Raw genomic sequence first — 18,045 nt, 5'->3', positions numbered from 1 at the left:
TGGGCGTCTGTGGAAAAGCGAGGTCCTGTCTCCGTCGGGCCGCCGCCCGGCGCCCCTGTGAGAAAGGACCGAAGACGAATGACCGCAACGACGCCGACGCCCGCGCAGTGGCGAGGCCACGACCTGGGTGCCCGCACGATCCGCTACGACGAGCGGGACGCGATCCTGTACGCGCTCGCGGTGGGCGCCGGCGCGGCGGACCTCGATCTCGTGTTCGAGGACCGGCTGCGGGTGTTGCCGACGTTCGCCCTGACGCTGGCCCAGTGGGCACCGGATGCGCTCGGTGCGCTCGGTGCCTTCGACACGGCCACCGCGCTCCACGGTTCCCAGAGCCTCGAGGTGCTCGCACCGTTGCCACGCTCCGGGGAGATCGCGATGTCGGCGCGCGTCGGTGAGGTCTGGGACAAGGGCCGGGCAGCGGTGTTCGAGGTCGTCGTCGAGAGCGAGTTCTTCATCGCGACGTGGTCGTTGTTCGCACCGGGAGCGGGAGGTTTCGGCGGCGAGCGCGGACCGTCGGCGCCGTCCGCGCCGGAGGGGGATGCCGACGTGATCGGCACGCTCGCCACACGCGCCGACCAGGCGGCGCTTTACCGGCTGACCGGCGACCGGCACCACATCCACATCGATCCCGAGGCTGCGGCGCGCATCGGACAACCCCGCCCCATCCTGCACGGCCTGTGCACGCTGGCGGCCGCGACCCTGCCTCTGGCCGACATGCTCGGAGGGCACCCCGCCGACCTGAAGACGCTGTTCGGGCGCTTCGCGGCCCCCGTCTTCCCCGGCGATGCGGCACAGGTCCGCGCCTGGGGTGACGCAGTGGACGTCCGGTTCGACGTCGTCACGGCGACCGGCGCCGTCCTGTCCGGCGGTCGCGCCGTTTTTGCTTGATCGCCACAACCGTCTGGAGGAAAGACTTGGACACGTTCGCAGAAGTAGTGCGCGCTCGTCACGGTGACCCGAAGGTAGGGTTGCGTTTCGAGGACCAGCAGTGGACCTGGGGCGAGGTGGTTCAGGAAAGCGCCGATCGTGCCGCCGCGATCGTCGCGACCGTGCCTGCTCCCGCAGATCGGCAGCGCCACATCGGGGTGCTGCTCGAGAACGTCCCGGACTTCGTCTTCTGGATCGGCGCCGGTGCCCTGGCCGGAGCAGCCGTCGTGGGCATCAACGCCAGCCGCAGCGGCCCCGAGATCGCCCGCGACATCGCGCACGCGGACATCGACCTCGTCGTCACCGAATCCCGCCTCGCCCATCTGCTCGAGGACACCGGCCACGGACTGCCGGCCGACCGCATCCTCGACATCGACGACGATCGCTACGCGGAGTTCCTCGCGCCGTTCCGCGGTGCGGATCTGCCGGAGACGATCCCGTCCACCGACGACATCGCATTGTTGCTGTTCAGTTCCGGTTCCACCGGCGCTCCGAAGGCCGTGATCGTCGGCCAGGGCCGGCTCGCACGCCTCCTCGGTCCGCTCACCGAACGTGTTGGCATGCGCGAGGATTCGGTCGCCTATCTGTGCATGCCGCTCTTCCACGGAAACGCACTCATGCTCAACCTCGGCACGGCCATGCGGGCCGGCGCGACCGTCTGCATGATCCGGAGGTTCTCCGCGAGCCGGTTCTCCGACGACATCCACCGCTACGGCGCCACTTTCGTCAACTACGTGGGCCGGGCCCTGTCGTACATCCTCAGCCGGCCGGAAGACCCCCGCGACCGCGCGAGCACCCTCGAACTCGCGTTCGGCACCGAGGCATCCGAAGCCGACGTGGCCCGCTTTTCCGAACGCTTCGGCTGCACGGTCGTCGAAGGCTACGGGATGAGCGAAGGCGTCTTCCGCATCAACCGCACCCCCGACACCCCGACCGGATCGCTCGGGGTCGCCGTCGGAGGCGTCGATGTCCGGATCTTCGACGAGGACACCGGGCAGGAGTGCCCCCGCGCCCGTTTCGACGAGACCGGTCGCCTCCTCAACAGTGACGCCGTCGGACAGATCGTCGCGTGCGGTGCCGCCCACACCTTCGAGGGCTACTACAAGAATCCCGAGGCGATGGCCGATCGGGTCAAGGGCGACGACTTCTGGTCGGGGGACCTCGGGTACCGCGACGAGAACGGCTTCTTCTACTTCGCCGGAAGATCCTCCGACTGGCTTCGCGTCGACAGCGAGAACTTCTCCGCCACTCCCGTCGAGCGCATCATCCTGCGGGTGCCGGGCATCCTGTCCGCCCCGGTCTTCGCCGTGCCCGATCCCACGACCGGGGATCAGGTCATGTGCGCCGTCGAACTCGAGCCCGGCGCGGAGTTCGACCCGGCGGTGTTCGGGGCGACCCTCGCCGAGCAGCCCGACATGGGAGACAAGTGGTGGCCGCGATTCGTGCGCGTCACCGCGCAGATCCCGCTGACGGGCAGCAACAAGGTGAACAAAGCCCCGCTGCGGGCGGTCGCGTGGAACACCCCAGACACGGTCTACGTGCGTGTCCGACGGACCTCCGAGTACGTCCTGCTCGGCGACGCGGAACGCACACGCATCGAGCGGGAGTTCGTGGCCAACGGCCGGGCGGCCCTGTTGCCGACCCCCGAACCTGCGCCGGTCGCATGATCGCGGTCCGGCCCGGTCTCACGACATCGGAAGGTCTCGACCAGTGAGATGGCCTCATCAGGGGTGATACCGATCACCTAGCGTTTCGGTCGTATCGCGACGGAATGCTCCAGCGGACTCCGCCGCCTGACCTCCTCAACGCTTCCCTCCCGAAAGGACGGACGACCGTGAGCATCGGCACTTCCGAACAATCCGAGATCCGCGAGATCGTCGCCGGGTCGGCTCCCGCCCGCTTCGCCCGGGGCTGGCACTGCCTCGGCCTGTCGAAGGACTTCAAGGACGGCAAGCCGCACTCGCTCGAGGCATTCGGGACCAAGCTCGTGGTGTGGGCCGACAGCAACGACGAGATCAAGATCCTCGACGCGTACTGCCGGCACATGGGTGGGGATCTCAGCCAGGGCACGGTCAAGGGCGACGAGATCGCGTGTCCGTTCCACGACTGGCGCTGGGGCGGCAACGGGCGCTGCAAGAACATCCCGTACGCGCGGCGTGTTCCTCCGATCGCCAAGACCCGCGCGTGGCACACTCTCGACCAGGACGGCATGCTCTTCGTGTGGCACGACCCCCAGGGGAACCCGCCGCCCGCGGACGTGACCATCCCGCACATCGAGGGCGCCACGAGCGACGAGTGGACCGACTGGGTCTGGTACACCACCGAGGTCGATACGAACTGCCGCGAGATCATCGACAACATCGTCGACATGGCGCACTTCTTCTACGTGCACTACTCCTTCCCGGTCTACTTCAAGAACGTCTTCGAAGGCCACGTGGCCAGCCAGTTCATGCGGGGTCAGGCTCGTATGGACGCTCGTCCGCACGCGGACGGACAGCCGAAGATGCTCGGAAGCCGCTCCGACGCGAGCTACTTCGGACCGTCCTTCATGATCGACGATCTCGTTTACCAGTACGAGGGTTACGACGTCGAGTCGGTCCTCATCAACTGCCACTACCCGGTGTCCCAGGACAAGTTCGTCCTGATGTACGGCATGATCGTCAAGAAGTCCGACCGCCTCGAGGGGGAGGAGGCGCTGCAGACCGCCCAGCAGTTCGGGAACTTCATCGCGAAGGGCTTCGAGCAGGACATCGAAATCTGGCGCAACAAGACCCGCATCGACAACCCGCTCCTGTGCGAGGAGGACGGCCCCGTCTACCAGCTGCGGCGCTGGTACGAGCAGTTCTATGTCGATGTCGAGGACGTTGCGCAGGAGATGACCGACCGCTTCGAGTTCGAGATGGACACCACTCGCCCGGTGGCCGCGTGGATGAAGGAGGTCGAGGAGAACCTTGCCCGCAAGGCAGCCCTCGACGAGCAGGCAGGCGCGCAGCAGTCCACCACGACGGGCTAGGAGCCAAAGACATGCAGAACCGGATGGAACCGTTGCGCTGCGGCGAATGCGCCGCGCAGGTGCTCGTCCAGAAGAACAGCTGGGAGCACACGTCCATCCAGTGGAACACCGATGCGCGCCGTCGTTGCCCTGTCGTGCAGGACGACGACGGGCGCGACGGGCGACCCGGCGCGCCCTGGATGTCGTGTTCGCATCTCGACGCCGCGATCGCCAAGGCGGCTGCTTCCGGGGTCATCGAGGTCTTCGACGACACTCCGATCCGAGCCCCCATCGTGCAGTGACCTCTTCAGCTTCCGACTACCTCCCGAAGGACCAGTGATGGCCGAAACCCTCGATCTCGACCGCTCGTACTATGGCCCGTGGGCCGTCATCGCCGGTGGCTCCGAAGGCGTCGGCGCGGCATTCGCCGACGAATTGAGCCGCGCGGGTTTCGATCTCGTGCTCATCGCGCGTAAGCCGGGCCCACTGCAGGAGACGGCGGACAAGGCACGGAGCAACGGGGTGCAGGTGCGCACCCTCGCGCTGGATCTGCTCGACGACGATGCCGTGGAAGAGATCCGCAAGGCGACCGAGGACATCGAGGTCGGCCTGTTCATCTTCAACGCCGGCGCGAACAGCTACGGCCACGAGTTCGTCACCGGCGACCTCGATGGGTTCCGCGGCGTGATCGAACTCAACGTCCACCGGCAGATCGAGTTGTCGCACCTGTTCGGTGGACCGATGAAAGAGCGCGGGCGCGGTGGCATCATGCTGCTCGGGTCGCTCTCCGGCTACATGGGTGCCGAACACCAGAGCATCTACGCGGCCTCGAAGGCGTTCAGCCGCGTCTTCGCCGAAAGTCTGTGGCTCGAGCTCGCACCGCACGGCGTGCACGTGGTCGAACTGGTACTCGGTGTCACCCGCACCCCGGCGATGGTGCGCGCGGGCCTGAACTTCGACATCCCGGGGATGCTCGTCGCCGAGCCGGAAGACGTTGCGCGTGAAGGTCTCGAACGCCTCCAGGACGGTCCCGTGTGGGTCGCCGGCGGCAACTACGAGGCTGCGGTCAAGCGCAACGGATTCCCGCGCGACAAGCTCGTCCGAGGCGCGGCTGCCGCGATGCGAGCGCTCCTGAACCGCTGAGCTCTGCCGCTTCCTCTACGACTCGTCCCCGGCTGCGGAACGGCAGCCGGGGACGCTTCATTGTCGGGGGTCAGAAGTCGATGCGCACGTGCTTGCTTTTCGGCTTGGCCTGGCACGCGAGGACGTATCCGTTGGCGATGTCCTCCTCGTCGAGGATCGCGGACGGCGGGGTGTCGACGTCGCCTTCGACGACGGTGCACGCGCACGACCCGCACTCGCCTTCCCGGCACGAGTAGGGCACGTCCAGGCCCTTCGAGAGCATGATGTCCACGAGAGTCGCGCTGCGCGGCCAGACGAGGTCGTGTTCCTCGCCGTCGAGCTGCACCGTCACGGAGGCGGCGTCGGTGTCCGACTCGTCGATCTCGACGGCAGGTACGTCGGCGAACGGATCGCCGGACAGGGAGGTGAAGACCTCGGCGTGGATGCGGTCCTTCGGGACGCCGGCCAGCAGCAGGCCTTCGCGGACGGTATCCATGAACGGCCCGGGTCCGCACATGTACGCGCGGTGATCGGCGAAGGCAGAGACCAGGGTCGCGAGCTGCTGCGGCGTCGGCAGGCCCTGCACGCTCTCGAGCCAGTGCACGACGGTGAGGGCAGTGGCGTGCCGGGCGGCGAGTTCGCGCAGCCTCTCGGCGAAGATGACGGACTTCTCGTCGCGGTTGCCGTAGACGAGCACCACGTTGCGATTGCCGCTGTGGAGAGCCGACTCGAGGATGGACAACACCGGCGTGATACCGCTGCCTCCGGCGAACAGTGCGAGTTTCTCGGTGAGATCGACCGGAGTGAACACGCCCGCCGGGGGCAGCACCTCGAGGGTTTGCCCTGCAGTGATGTTGTCGCACAGCCAGTTCGATCCGTATCCGTCGGCGGTGCGCTTGACGGTGACCTTGAGAGGCTCGCCGGTGTGGGGGGAGCTCGCGAGCGAGTAGCACCGTGCCACGGAACCGGTCCGATCGCTCGGGATGCGCAGGGTGAGGAACTGTCCCGGTTTGTAGGCGAAGCCCGCGCGGCGCTCTTCTGGCACGTCGAAAACCAGCGAAACGGCGTCGGCGGTTTCCTGGACGACTGCACCGACGGTCAGTACGACGGAGCGTGAACCGACCGGTGTCTCAACGGCTGTCATCGCAGTGGTTCCCTTCGATACGAATACTTCTCGATCGGATCACCGTAGAACGCCGACGGACGCCGACGCCCGTCTCCTCCCGGTAATCGGGACACGGGAGGAGACGGGCGTTCGGATCAGGCGGTGCGCACGCTGCGTGGGATCAGCAAGGTGATCCCGATGGTCACCACGGAGAGCGCGATGAGCATGCCGCCGACCATGTTGATTCCCGCGAGTGGGGTCGCAGCGAACGCGAGCAGCATGGTCGCGATCGACGTTCCGACACCCTGACCCGCGGTACGCAGCACGGCGTTCGTGCCGGTCGTCTCGCTGGTGTTGTGCTCGGGCACGGACTCGACGATCAGGTTCGGAATCGCCGTGTAGGCGAAGGCGGTCGCGACCGACACCACGACGACCATCGCGGTCATGGCCACCACGGAGTGGTGCGCGGTGAGCATGACGACGACGCCGACGATGAACAGGGCGGTACCGAGCAGCATCGACGCGCGTGAACCCACCGCGGCGGAGATCCGGCCGCTCAGCGGAGTGCAGACGAATCCGAACAGGGAGCCGATGAACGAGAGCCAACCCGCGTGCGTCGCGCTCAGGCCCAGGCCGAAGTCGCCGGTGGACGGCGTCTGCATGATGATCGGAATGATCATGGTGACCACGCCCAGCGGTCCCACCGCGATCGCGACGGTGGCCAGCATCGTGAGCGAGAACTTGCGGTCGGCGAACAGGCGCACGTTGATGATGGGGGAGGGTGTGCGCAGTTCCCACCGCACGAGCAGGACCAGAGCGACGGCCCCGCCCAGGATGAGACCGAGGGTCCGCGGGTCCGACCAGCCCCATGACTGGGACTTGTTGACGCCGAGCAGGATCGCGGCGACCGCGCCGGCGAAGGTGACCGCACCGATGTAGTCGATCTTCTCGGAGGTCCCGGTGGGCCGGCGCCACGGGAGGACGAACCAGACGAGCAGCAGGGCGAAGATCGCGTACACGGCGGCGACGACGAAGATCATGTGCCAGCTGGCGTTGTCGATCAGCAGACCGGCGACGAGCAGCGACGCCGAACCGGCGGCGACCGCCGAGCCGGAGATCAGTGCGACGGCAACGGGAACGCGGGAAGCGGGAAGATGCTCGCGCGCCAGCCCGATGCACAGCGGCAGGATCGCACCGGCCACACCTTGGATCGCGCGGCCGATGATGATGCTGGTGAGGCTGTCACCGAGGGCGCTGACCATCGAGCCGAGCGCCGCGACGGCGAGCAGGACCATCAGGATCCGTTCCCGGCCGTACATGTCGCCGAGCCGGCCGCACACGGCGGCCGAGGCGGCCGAGACGAGGAGGAAGGCCGTCACCGCCCATCCGACCGTCGATGCGTTGCTGTCGAATTCGACGATCAACGTCGGGATCGCGGCGAACATCATCGATGTTTCGAACGCACTGATGATCTCGACGGCGATCAGGACCGACACGATCACCCATACCGGCTGCTGCCGGTCGAACCGGCTCCGCCCCTTCGGCGTTGCGGATTCCGGCTGGGAGAGGTCATTGGCGTAGGACGTCAAAGCGCATTCCAGACTCTCGGCGGCCCGATCGCGGGCCGTGTTTCCTGCCCCACGAATGGGAGTGGCTCGGATCACTTGGTATCGCAGGTGAGGGCTGGCACGCTGTTCTATCTCGCTGAGCGAGAACGATTTTGGTGCGTCAGATGAGCGCGGCCTCGTGTACTGCGCGGTCGAACTCGGGCAGTTCCGCGCCGTTGCGAAGGGTTGTCGCGAGCGACGGGTCGGCGAGATGGAGCCGACCGATGGCGATCAGATCGAACTCGTCGTCGCCCAGGCGTCGTTCGAGTTCGGGAACGTTGTTGCGCACAGGTGCGCTGCCCTGGAGGCGGCTCTCCCGCAACGTCGTTGCGATTCCGACGCTGCCTACGGCCATCGAATGTGCGTCGGTGACCTTCTTGGCCCAGCCTGCGAGTGTCAGGTCGCTGCCTTCGAAGGCCGGCATGTCGAAGCGGCGGATGCTCGCGTCGAAGACGTCGATGCCGGCTTCCTTCAATGGGGTGAGGACGGCTTTCAGTTCGTCCGGGGTGTGGGCGATCCGGGCTTCGTAGTTCTGTTGCTTGTGCTGCGAGAACCGGTAGAAGATCGGCAGGTCGTCGCCGATGCGCGCGCGGATGGCGGCGACCACCGCGGCGGGGAAACGGGTGCGGCGCTCGAGGTCGCCGCCCCATTCGTCGTCGCGGAGATTCGTTCCCTCCCAGAGGAACGCGTCGAGCAGATAGCCGTGCCCACCGTGCAGTGCGATGCCGTCGAATCCGACTCGGGCAGCGGCGGCCGCCGCGTCGGTATAGGCCGCGACGACCTGCTCGATGTCCTCCACGGTCATGGCCCGCGTGGGCGCTGAGGCCCGGGAGATGTAGTCCTCGCCGTAGGACGTCACGCCGAGCTCGCCCCAGACTCCCGACGGCCGCATGGGGACGAGGTCGGGGTCGACATCTGCGGCCATCGCGCCCCAGAGGGGGCCGACGTGCCAGAGCTGGGGGACGATGCGTCCACCCTCGGCGTGAACCGCGTCGACGACGCGACGCCAGCCGTCGAGGGCTTCTTCGCCGTGCATGTGTGGCACGCGGGGATTGTCGACTGCTGTCGGGTGATCGATCGCGACGCCCTCGGTGAGGATCAGGGCAGTGCCGCCCGCGGCGCGTCGCCGATAGTACTCCACGACATCCGGGCCGGGCACGCCACCCGGCGAGTGCGAGCGGGTCATCGGCGACATCACGATGCGGTTGCGGAGCTCGAGGGAACGGACCGTCAGGGGACGGAAGAGGGGGGACTCGGTATCCGGCATCGTGGTCTCGACTCTTTCGGCTCGTGCGGGCGACGGGTGCAGGCGGGTTCGGCCCACATCCGAGGTTGTACCCACCGCCCGGTCCGCGGGACAGGGACCTCCTGCTCAGTGAGACGTGCCGGCGGAAGCGCGAGGGGAGGGACGTAGATCGCGGGAGCATCGAGTCCGCTGATCGGGAATTGTGCGACAGGTCACTCGCCTTGTACTCTGGGCATCACTCACAAGAATCAATTTCAATTCTTGCTTTCGTGGGTGATCGGATTCCGGAGAAAGGGTGACGATGTCCGAGGCGCAACGTACGCAGGTCTCCCAGGCACCGAAGCGCGAACTGCCTGCATCGATGGTCGAGCGAATGACCCTCATCCTCGATGCCTTCGACGATCTCTCGTCGCGGCTCACCCTGGAAGAAGTCGCGTGCCGCACCCGGCTTCCGCGCTCGACGGTCCACCGCATCCTCGACCAGATGGTGCGACTCGACTGGATCGACCACGCGTCGTTCGGGTATTGCCTCGGCCGTCGTGCGAAGTCCATGGGAGAGGGCGACAGTGGGCACATCCGCGTCCGTGAGGCCGCGGCACCGCTCCTCCACGAACTGCACATGACCACCGGGATGGTCGCGCACCTGTCCGTGCTCGACGGGCCCGACTGCGTCTACCTCGACAAGATCGGCGGCCAGCTCGCCGCGGCACTGCCGTCGCGGGTCGGCGGACGTGTCCCCGCCTACGCCACCGCCGGCGGCAAGGCGCTGCTCGCCGGACTAGAGCCGGAGCGGGTCGATGCCCTCTACCCCGGCCCGCAACTGCCGCGTCGCACCGAGCGGACCATCACCGATCTGTCGACCCTGCACCTCGAACTCAACCGCATCCGCCGTCGCCACGGTCTGGCCTTCGAGACCGGAGAGGCCACCGCCGGTATGTCCTGTGCGGGCGCCGCGATCCGCAGCCCTGCATCGCCGGTCGCCGCGATCTCCCTGTGCGGTCCCACCCGCCCCGGCCACCTCGAACGCATCGCGCCGCTGGTCGCCGATGCGGTCCGCACGATCTCGCGCGCGCTCTATCCCGAACTCGACACCCCTCGACGCAATCGCGCCGCACGCACGTCCGGAGCGTCGTGGTCGCCGCAGGTCATGGAGCGAATGCTCGCCACGCAGTCGAACGGCTGGATCTGACGGCCGGAGCCGGCAACATCACGCACCGCCCCGCGGCGGGCGGAACATCCCGGTGATCGGGAACGTTCGAGCCGCGTGAGGTGGATCACTGGAAACCTTCTCGTCATGACGACGGAATCGACTTTCGAGAACACGGCGAGAGAACTCGCGACCGACCGCGGCACCCTCCGCTACCACGAAGCCGGTCAGGGTGAACCACTCCTGCTGCTCCACGGCTCCGGACCGGGCGTCACCGGCTGGCGGAACTACCGCGGTGTGCTCGCCGATCTCGCCGAGCACTACCGGTGCCTCGTCCTGGAGTTCCCCGGCTTCGGCGTGAGCGACCCGTGCGAAGGACACCCGATGGCGATGGCCTCGGTCGCGGTGACCGACTTCCTCGACGGACTCGGCCTCGACCGCGTGTCGATCATCGGGAACTCGATGGGCGGCATCGTCGGGACGCAGTTCGCGATCGCGCAGCCCGAGCGGGTGAAGAAGCTCGTCACCATCGGAGGCGCCGGCCGTTCGGTCTTCGCGCCGTCGCCGGGCGAGGGCATCCGGCTGCTCATGGAGTTCACGGACGACCCCACGCGCGACAAGCTCGTCCGTTGGCTGCGGTCGATGGTCTACGACCCCGCGATCGTCACCGAGAAACTCATCGAGGAGCGGTGGGCACTGGCCACCGAACCGAAGACCCTCGAGATCGCCCGACGCATGTACAGCACCGCGGCCTTCGCTGCGGGCGCGAAGGCCGCTGCCGCCTCCGACGCCACCCCGTACTGGGCGCAGCTCCACAAGATCACCGCACCGGTGCTGCTGACCTGGGGTCGCGACGACCGTGTCAGCCCCGTCGACATGGCGATGCTTCCCATGCGCGAACTGCGCCGCGGCGAGCTCCACGTCTTCCCCAACTGTGGCCACTGGACGATGATCGAGGCGCGCGAGGCGTGGCTGTCGGCGGTGCTCGCGTTCCTTCGCCGCGACGACGCTTAGGCACCGTCCGCGCGGACTCGTAACCCGCTCCCGCTCAGCCCCATCGACCGCTCCCGCTCAGTGGAAAAACGACGATACGGGAGCGGTCCACCTGAGACCGTAGGCGTCAACGGAACCGACGCTCACCACGCCGTATCGGGGGCGTCACCCTCACAGAGCTGGAGAGATCATGGGACAGGTGCTCGACTCCGTTTCGGAGTTCGCAGACGAGATCCGCGCGGACGGCGCCGAAGGCGACACGCTGATGCGGCTGACCGACCGCAGCGCGAAGAGGCTCCGCGACGCCGGCGTCATCCGTCTCCTGCAACCGAAGGAATTCGGGGGCCTCGAGGCGCACCCGCGCGAGTTCGCGGAGACCGCCATGGCCATCGGCGCCATGGACGGCGCGACCGGCTGGGTCAGCGGCATCGTCGGTGTCCACCCGTGGGAGATGGCCTTCTTCGACCCGAAGGCCCAGGAGGAGGTGTGGGGCGAGAACCCCGACACCTGGATCGCCTCCCCGTACGCACCGATGGGTGTGGCGACCCCCGTCGACGGCGGATACATCCTCAACGGCCGCTGGTCGTTCTCGTCGGGCACCGACCACTGCGACTGGGTGATGATCGGTGCGGCCGTGGGCGACAAGGACGGCAACCGCCTGAACCCGCCACAGAGCCTGCACGTGTTGCTGCCGCGGTCGGACTACCGGATCGACCACGACAGCTGGAACGTCGTCGGCCTGCGCGGCACGGGTTCGAAGGATCTCATCGTCGAGAACGCCTTCCTCCCCGAGTACCGGACCCTGCGCGCCGAGCGCGTCATGGGCGGGGTGGCGTGGCAGGACGCCGGACGCGACGAGACGCTCTACAAGTTCCCCTTCTCGTGCATCTTCCCGCTCGGCATCACCTCGTCGCTCATCGGCATCGCCGAGGGTGCGCTGAACTGCTACATCGAGTCCCAGCGCGAGCGGGTCACGGTGTCCGGCAACGCGATCAAGCAGGACCCGTACGTGCTGTCGAACCTCGGTGACGCCGCAGCGGAGATCGCCGCGTCGCGCGCCGCCCTGCTCGAAACCGTCGACCGCTTCTGGGATCTGACCGAGCGGGGCATCGAGGTCACCTTCGAGCAACGCGCGATCGGACGCCGGACCCAGGTCGCCGCGGCATGGCGGGCCGTGCGCGCCGTCGACGAGATCTTCTCGCGGGCCGGCGGCGGCGCGCTGCAGCTGAGCAATCCGCTGCAGCGCTTCTGGCGCGACGCCCACGCGGGTCTGAGCCACGCCATCCACGTCCCCGGTTCGATCTTCCACGCCGCGACGCTCACCCAGCTCGGCGAAGAGCCGCAGGGCATGATGCGGTCGATGATCTGACATCACATCCATTACGGCGAAGGAACATTCGGATATGACGGATATTCGGGGCCTGGGTTATCTCAGGATCCAGACCACAGACATCGTACGATGGCGCGAACTCGTCGTCGACGGACTCGGCATGGCGATCGGTACCGGCCCGGAACCCGACGGCCTGTACCTGCGTGTCGACGAGCGGCGGGCACGCCTGATCGTGCTGCCCGGTGAGGTCGACAAGGCACTCGCCGTGGGCTGGGAGGTGCGCGACGAGTTCGCGCTGCGTAGCGTGCGCGAAGCGGTCGAGAAGGCCGGCATCGCCGTCGAGGTCCTCTCCGAGGAGGAGTCGACCTACCGCGACGCCGAGCAGGTCATCGCATTCGACGATCCGGGCGGCACCCGCACCGAGGTGTTCTTCGGTCCGGTGCTCGACCACAGCCCCCTCGTGACGCCGTTCGCCGGTGTCTTCCACACCGGTGAGGAGGGACTCGGCCACGTCGTCCTGCCCACCGCCGCGTTCGCGGAGTCCTACGAGTTCTACACCGAGGTACTCGGGTTCCTGCCGCGCGGAGCGACGCGGCTCGGTGGCCTGTCGGCACCGCCGCCCGTGCGACGCGTGCGGTTCCTGGGCGTCAACCGCCGCCACCACAGCCTCGCGTTGTGCCCGGCTCCCCCCACCGCCGAACCCGGTCTCGTGCACCTGATGCTCGAGGTCGAGACGCTCGACGCGGTCGGTCAGGCCCTGGACCGGGTGAACAAGTTGGGCTTCTCGATCTCGTCGACCCTGGGCCGGCACACCAACGACAAGATGGTCTCCTTCTACGTGCGTGCCCCCGGCGGATGGGACCTCGAGTTCGGTACCGAAGGCATGCTCGTCGACGAAACCTTCTACACCGCAGAAGAAATCACCGCGGACAGTTACTGGGGTCACGACTGGTCGGGCTCCGAGCCGCTCGCGGCGTTCTCGCCTCCGGTGGGCTGATCGAGTTCGTCCACCCGGATGCCTTCCGACGATGCCACGGCGTACGACGCCGTGGCATCGTCGCGTCGGTGGCCCTGTCCGATCGCCTCGGTACACCCGGGAGGGCGGCTCCCGGTGAGCGGGACCGGAAGGCGGTGCGTCACAGGCTTCGGGGAGAGTGATGTGGATTACAGATCGTGCCGGATCCTCACGCATCTCGACGCGGGCCGTCCCTACGCATGCCCGACCCGACGTCCCGAAACACCCACAACACCGAACGCACGGAACCGGCCACCTACAAGCACTGCCCGAACATGCATGTGGTGCAGGCAGGAATGACGGCATCGACCCTTGCCGAGGCCGGCTATCCGGGGGAACCGGACCTGCTCGACCTCGAACCGGGATTCTTCGATGCCCAGGGATTCCGTTCGGTGCGGCGCGAGGCGATCACCGAGGACGTCGGAGACCGCTGGCGGATACTCGACAGTGCCGTGAAGTACTGCCCGGCCTTGCTGCTACACGGGTGCCTCCATCGATGCGTTGCGCGCGCTCGTCCGTGAACACGGCCGGGGGCCGGACGATATCGAACACATCGAGGTTCGGCTCAACCCCGGCGCCTACAGCCAGCGGGTGTTCCACACGCCGGCAACGAGTATCGAACCCGACCATCGTGCCGCGATCCACGGAGCCTTCAACCTCCCGGGCGGACCGGCCAGTTCACCATGTACCAGAACGACAATCAGGCGTTCCTGGTCATCGACGAACAGGCCTACGAAGAAGGAATGGCCACACCGACTTCGAGTCCGCAACTCCGTCACCAGCCGACCTGGGTGTGAGACGGTGTCGGAGCTCGAGTCCGAAATAGGTCTTCCCGCAGGAACTCTCGGATCGACGGTGGAGCTCTACAATCGGCACGCCGAATCGGGGACGGATCCGGTCCTCGGAAAGAAGGCGGAGTGGGTGCGGCCCCTCCGATCGCCGATCGCCGCGATCGATCTGCGTGGCATGACCGAAGGTTTCACCCTGGGGGACTGCAGACCTCGGTGGACTCGGAAGTTCTTCACGTGGGCGGAGATCCGATTCCCGGTCTGTATGCGGCGGGCCGTTGTACGTCCGGCCTCTCGGCGTGGGGCTACTGCAGCGGCATCTCCCTCGGTGACGGTAGCTTCTTCGGCCGGCGCGCGGGAATGCGCGCGGCGGCGAAGTGAGTGGCACCGGGATGTCCCCTCGGATGCGATGAGCGGAGCATTCCGGATCCGGGTCCAGGAGGGCTCCGCGTCTCGTGTCGTGCGAGCGTGCCACGGGGCGATGCCGGGTTCGCGACCCCTGCCGTGCGCCGGCTCTGCAATTCGCGCCGGCGGTCGGCGACCGGACCTCGGTGCCGGGTGCGCGGCCTGATCGGGTATTCGAGCACGCGAGGATCGTTGTCGCCGTAGACGAAAAGGGCGGACCTCCTCACCGTCCTCCGCACGCATTGTGTATGTTCGACGCCGCGAACAGGGGGCATCGATGAACGAACACAGGACTGGGCACGGTTGTCGGGGGCCGGCGGGGGCGGGCTGCCGCCGGGATTCCTCGTCGTCTCCGGTGCGGAAGTGTGCGGTCCAGCCCTCGACGGCGGTGCTCGTCCTGCGGCGATCGACGGTTCGGCCGACCGGTTCGTAGGGAGCCGGTCCTCGGGCGAGGACGACCGGCACGGAATTCGTCTCCGTGCCCGGGACGAAGTATTTGCCCGAACGAGGATCTGGTGTAGAACGTTTCGGAAAGATGTAATTTTTGTCCGAAAAGCACGTTCTCTTCATTGTGAAAGGGAGATCCGAGAATTGGAGCCGAGCCGAACAGGTGCGCTGCAGATCGGTCGCTGGCGTCTCAAATACAGACTCGCGGCCGTGCTGTCGATTCCCCTCGTCCTCGCTGTCGCTCTCGGTGCCGTGCGCGTCACGACTCAGCTCGACGAGGCGCAGCGGTCGGCCGCATTGTCCGAGCAGACCGTTGTCGCGCCGGCGCTGCTCGACTTCTCCATCGCTGTGATCAGCATTACCGCCGCCACGAGCCTCGGATTCACGCCCAAGAGCGTGGCCGCGGACGATGTGACGCAGTCCATGGACACTCTGAGGGAACTCGCCGCAGGAAGCGATCTCAGCTCCGATGTCGCCGTAGAACTCGATGCGCTGCTCGCGCAGGGCGACCAGCTCTACGCCGCGGTCATGAACTCCTCCCTCGGAGCCGAGGAGTTCGGTCGCCTGACCACCGACTTCCTGGTGCGGTGCAGGGATATCTTCCGAGATCTGTTCGATCAGTTCGAGAACCACGACGCTCTCGTCGACGCCACGAACCTGCTCCTGATGTGGGACGCGCAGCTCAACCTCCTCGACCAGATGGAGTCCTTCCGGCTGCTGGCCACCAACCCCGAAGCCGCCCGGATCCTGGCGACCGGCGCCATGAACACCGAAGAGTCGACGCTGCGGCTCCTTCGAGGATCGGGGCTCGATACCGGGCAGATCGACGGGATGCTCGGCGATATCGAAGCGCGCCGTAGGTTGATCGAGAACTTCACGCCGAGCAGGCAATTCGGGGAAGACCTTCGCAACGCCGTACTTTCGGCGTCCCGGTCTTATGCGGAAGGGATCGACAGCGCCAGCGCGCGTATCATCGGGACGCTCGAAGAACTGGCGGACGAGACACGTACCGCGGCCACCCGCGACGCGCTCTTCGTCACGGCAGCACTCGTACTCGCCCTGCTCCTCGCGATAGCAGTCATCCGTTCCCTGTCGGTGCCCCTGGGACGTCTGCGAGACAACACTCTCGCAGCGGCGAACACCGAGCTTCCCGCCGCCATCGCGGCGGTCAAGGACGGAGCCGACATCGACACCGTCCGTCTCGCTCCCGTCGGCACCGATACGGACGAGGAGATCGGCGAACTCTCCCGAGCGGTGGATTCGATGAACACGCAGGCGCTGCGTCTCGCCGGCGAGCAGGCCCACCTGAGGAAACAGGTGAACGTGATGCTCGAGACGCTGGCACGCCGCAACAAGACCCTCGTCGAACAGCAACTCTCGCTGATCGAATCTCTCGAATACGAGGAGAAGGATCCCGCCCGGTTGCAGAGCATGTTCGCTCTCGATCATCTGGCGACGCGCATGCGGCGTACCGGCGAATCCCTGTTGGTTCTCGCGGGCACGCGCCCGCGTACTCGCAGCGGGCCCGCACCGCTCGGCGACGTGCTCCGCGGTGCGGTGTCCCAGGTGGAGAACTACCAGCGGGTGCAGATCGGGAACACCCCGCGCGGATATCTCGTCGGTAAGGTGGTGAACGACGTGGTGCATCTGGTGGCCGAACTCGTCGACAACGCGCTGCGGGCTTCCCCGCCCACCACTCCCGTCAGGTTCGAGTTCTCCTCCGCCGTGGAGGGTGGCCTGCTTCTCGATATCGCCGATCGCGGAATCGGTATTCCCCGAGATACCATGGAGGAGATCAATATCCGTCTCGCGGCGGGTGAGAATGCCGATGTCGACGCCCCGCGTCAACTGGGATTGTTCGTGATCGGGCGTCTGGCGGCCCGCAACGGCATGAGCGTGCGTCTGAGGCCGACCTTCGACACCGAGACGAACGCCGGTGTCACGGCGTCGGTCTACTTCCCGGCCGCTCTCCTCAGCGAGGTGCACACGGTCCAGCCCACCGTGATGACGGAACGCCCCCGCCGGCTCAGGACTGAGGAACTTCCGTCCTTGGTGCCGTCGACGACGCCCGCCGGAGGTGGTATTGCCCACGGAAAGCATCGTGGTTGACGTGTGACCCCCGACGGACCCGTCGGGAAGATGCACTGCGGACCCGGGGGCGCGGCCACGGATGCCCCGTCAAGCGTTCGATGTCGTTGTTGAAGCGTTCGAGCCGGGGTTCGCGATCCGTTGGTGGATCTGCGCGTCACCGCCCGCCGGCCCGTGCTGCTCACCAACAGTGCTTCGATCGTGGTGGGTTTCGCGATGTACGCCCAGTCGCTGATTCTTCCGCAGATCCTGCAGCTGCCGGAAGAGACCGGTCACGGACTCGGCCAGTCCATGATCATGATGGGTCTGTGCATGGCACCGGGTGGTCTGATGATGATGGCGGTCTCTCCCATCGGAGGAAAGCTCTCGGCTGGCCACGGCCCGAAGACCACGCTGCTGGTGGGCTGCTTGATCATCGCTCTGGGGTACACGGCAGGGCTGCTGTTGATGGGATCGGTCCTGGGCCTGGCAGTCGTCGCCACGATCTGCAGAACGGGAGTCGGGTTCGCATACGGTGCGATGCCCGCCCTGATCATGGGGGAGGTCCCTGCCACGGAGACGGCATCCGCCAAAAGCGTGAACAGTCTCATGCGGTCGGTCGGCACGTCCTCCGCTTCCGCCGTCGTCGGTGTCGTCCTCGCACAGATGAGCGTGCCGTTCGCCGGTCATACCATTCCCACGGAGTCCGGCTTCCGGGTCGTCCTGCTGACGGGCGCAGGCGTCGCGCTTCTCGCGGCTGTCCTCACCGTCGCCGGTCCGCAGTCGCGCCGGGCCCGTCTCGCGAAGGTTGCCGCCGGCGCGACGCCCTCCGTGAGGGTGTGACGACGACTTCC

General features: G+C 67.0%; 15 protein-coding genes and 1 pseudogene. 13 read left to right on the top strand and 3 right to left on the bottom strand.

Annotated features, from left to right (window positions below):
- Positions 1-78 precede the first annotated feature (78 nt).
- From BLV31_RS22930 to BLV31_RS22910, 5 genes are all read left to right on the top strand, one after another.
- The gene (locus tag BLV31_RS22930; RefSeq protein WP_064061685.1) at positions 79-888 is read left to right on the top strand and encodes a MaoC/PaaZ C-terminal domain-containing protein; all 810 of its coding nucleotides are present in this window, start codon (positions 79-81) and stop codon (positions 886-888) included.
- 26 nt (positions 889-914) lie between these two features.
- Positions 915-2,594: an AMP-binding protein gene (locus tag BLV31_RS22925; protein WP_064061686.1), complete on the top strand. Its 1,680-nt coding sequence runs from the start codon at positions 915-917 to the stop codon at positions 2,592-2,594.
- A gap of 167 nt (positions 2,595-2,761) precedes the next feature.
- Positions 2,762-3,940: a 3-ketosteroid-9-alpha-monooxygenase, oxygenase component gene (locus BLV31_RS22920; RefSeq protein WP_064061687.1), complete on the top strand. Its 1,179-nt coding sequence runs from the start codon at positions 2,762-2,764 to the stop codon at positions 3,938-3,940.
- A gap of 11 nt (positions 3,941-3,951) precedes the next feature.
- A complete protein-coding gene (locus tag BLV31_RS22915) occupies positions 3,952-4,221 on the top strand; it encodes a hypothetical protein (RefSeq protein ID WP_006551945.1) in 270 nt (89 codons plus the stop codon).
- Between the two features lie 37 nt (positions 4,222-4,258).
- Positions 4,259-5,062 carry an SDR family NAD(P)-dependent oxidoreductase gene (locus BLV31_RS22910; protein WP_064061688.1) on the top strand — a complete coding sequence of 268 codons (804 nt, stop codon included), beginning with the start codon at positions 4,259-4,261 and terminating at the stop codon, positions 5,060-5,062.
- A gap of 70 nt (positions 5,063-5,132) precedes the next feature.
- Here the strand turns inward: BLV31_RS22910 and BLV31_RS22905 are convergent, their stop codons facing one another.
- From BLV31_RS22905 to BLV31_RS22895, 3 genes are all read right to left on the bottom strand, one after another.
- Positions 5,133-6,185, bottom strand: coding sequence for a ferredoxin--NADP reductase (locus BLV31_RS22905; protein ID WP_019290126.1), 1,053 nt, complete (start codon positions 6,183-6,185; stop codon positions 5,133-5,135).
- Positions 6,186-6,301: 116 nt separating this feature from the next.
- On the bottom strand, positions 6,302-7,648 hold the full coding sequence (locus tag BLV31_RS22900; protein WP_006551942.1) for an MFS transporter: 1,347 nt from the start codon (positions 7,646-7,648) through the stop codon (positions 6,302-6,304).
- Between the two features lie 226 nt (positions 7,649-7,874).
- Positions 7,875-9,020, bottom strand: a complete 1,146-nt coding sequence (locus BLV31_RS22895) for an oxidoreductase (protein WP_064061689.1) — start codon at positions 9,018-9,020, stop codon at positions 7,875-7,877.
- Between the two features lie 274 nt (positions 9,021-9,294).
- Here BLV31_RS22895 and BLV31_RS22890 point away from each other — a divergent pair, with 274 nt between their 5' ends.
- The 8 genes and pseudogenes from BLV31_RS22890 to BLV31_RS22850 form a co-directional block, all read left to right on the top strand.
- Positions 9,295-10,188, top strand: a complete 894-nt coding sequence (locus tag BLV31_RS22890; protein ID WP_371850704.1) for an IclR family transcriptional regulator — start codon at positions 9,295-9,297, stop codon at positions 10,186-10,188.
- 105 nt (positions 10,189-10,293) lie between these two features.
- On the top strand, positions 10,294-11,160 hold the full coding sequence (locus BLV31_RS22885; protein ID WP_064061690.1) for an alpha/beta fold hydrolase: 867 nt from the start codon (positions 10,294-10,296) through the stop codon (positions 11,158-11,160).
- Between the two features lie 169 nt (positions 11,161-11,329).
- Complete coding sequence (locus BLV31_RS22880; RefSeq protein WP_064061691.1) at positions 11,330-12,508, top strand: acyl-CoA dehydrogenase family protein; 1,179 nt, start codon at positions 11,330-11,332, stop codon at positions 12,506-12,508.
- 34 nt (positions 12,509-12,542) lie between these two features.
- Positions 12,543-13,466 carry a VOC family protein gene (locus tag BLV31_RS22875; RefSeq protein WP_064061692.1) on the top strand — a complete coding sequence of 308 codons (924 nt, stop codon included), beginning with the start codon at positions 12,543-12,545 and terminating at the stop codon, positions 13,464-13,466.
- A gap of 218 nt (positions 13,467-13,684) precedes the next feature.
- Positions 13,685-14,005: a hypothetical protein gene (locus BLV31_RS22865; protein ID WP_064061693.1), complete on the top strand. Its 321-nt coding sequence runs from the start codon at positions 13,685-13,687 to the stop codon at positions 14,003-14,005.
- A gap of 396 nt (positions 14,006-14,401) precedes the next feature.
- Complete coding sequence (locus BLV31_RS25970) at positions 14,402-14,653, top strand: FAD-binding protein (protein WP_367889063.1); 252 nt, start codon at positions 14,402-14,404, stop codon at positions 14,651-14,653.
- Between the two features lie 615 nt (positions 14,654-15,268).
- Positions 15,269-17,233, top strand: coding sequence for an ATP-binding protein (locus BLV31_RS22855; RefSeq protein WP_064061694.1), 1,965 nt, complete (start codon positions 15,269-15,271; stop codon positions 17,231-17,233).
- Between the two features lie 114 nt (positions 17,234-17,347).
- A pseudogene (locus BLV31_RS22850) lies at positions 17,348-18,034 on the top strand (MFS transporter); the annotation flags it as partial.
- Positions 18,035-18,045: the final 11 nt, after the last annotated feature.

The organism is Rhodococcus pyridinivorans (genome assembly GCF_900105195.1).
Taxonomy (GTDB): domain Bacteria; phylum Actinomycetota; class Actinomycetes; order Mycobacteriales; family Mycobacteriaceae; genus Rhodococcus; species Rhodococcus pyridinivorans.
Note: the sequence above shows the minus strand (reverse complement) of the source record. Positions and strands in the feature narration are given on the sequence as shown.

Excerpts from the sequence above, each read along its gene's own strand:
- BLV31_RS22865 (WP_064061693.1), top strand. The coding sequence starts at position 13,685 with ATGCCCGACCCGACGTCCCGAAACACCCACAACACCGAACGCACGGAA.
- BLV31_RS22875 (WP_064061692.1), top strand. The coding sequence starts at position 12,543 with ATGACGGATATTCGGGGCCTGGGTTATCTCAGGATCCAGACCACAGAC.
- BLV31_RS22905 (WP_019290126.1), bottom strand. The coding sequence starts at position 6,185 with ATGACAGCCGTTGAGACACCGGTCGGTTCACGCTCCGTCGTACTGACC.
- BLV31_RS22910 (WP_064061688.1), top strand. The coding sequence starts at position 4,259 with ATGGCCGAAACCCTCGATCTCGACCGCTCGTACTATGGCCCGTGGGCC.
- BLV31_RS22915 (WP_006551945.1), top strand. The coding sequence starts at position 3,952 with ATGCAGAACCGGATGGAACCGTTGCGCTGCGGCGAATGCGCCGCGCAG.
- BLV31_RS22885 (WP_064061690.1), top strand. The coding sequence starts at position 10,294 with ATGACGACGGAATCGACTTTCGAGAACACGGCGAGAGAACTCGCGACC.
- BLV31_RS22930 (WP_064061685.1), top strand. The coding sequence starts at position 79 with ATGACCGCAACGACGCCGACGCCCGCGCAGTGGCGAGGCCACGACCTG.
- BLV31_RS22880 (WP_064061691.1), top strand. The coding sequence starts at position 11,330 with ATGGGACAGGTGCTCGACTCCGTTTCGGAGTTCGCAGACGAGATCCGC.
- BLV31_RS22895 (WP_064061689.1), bottom strand. The coding sequence starts at position 9,020 with ATGCCGGATACCGAGTCCCCCCTCTTCCGTCCCCTGACGGTCCGTTCC.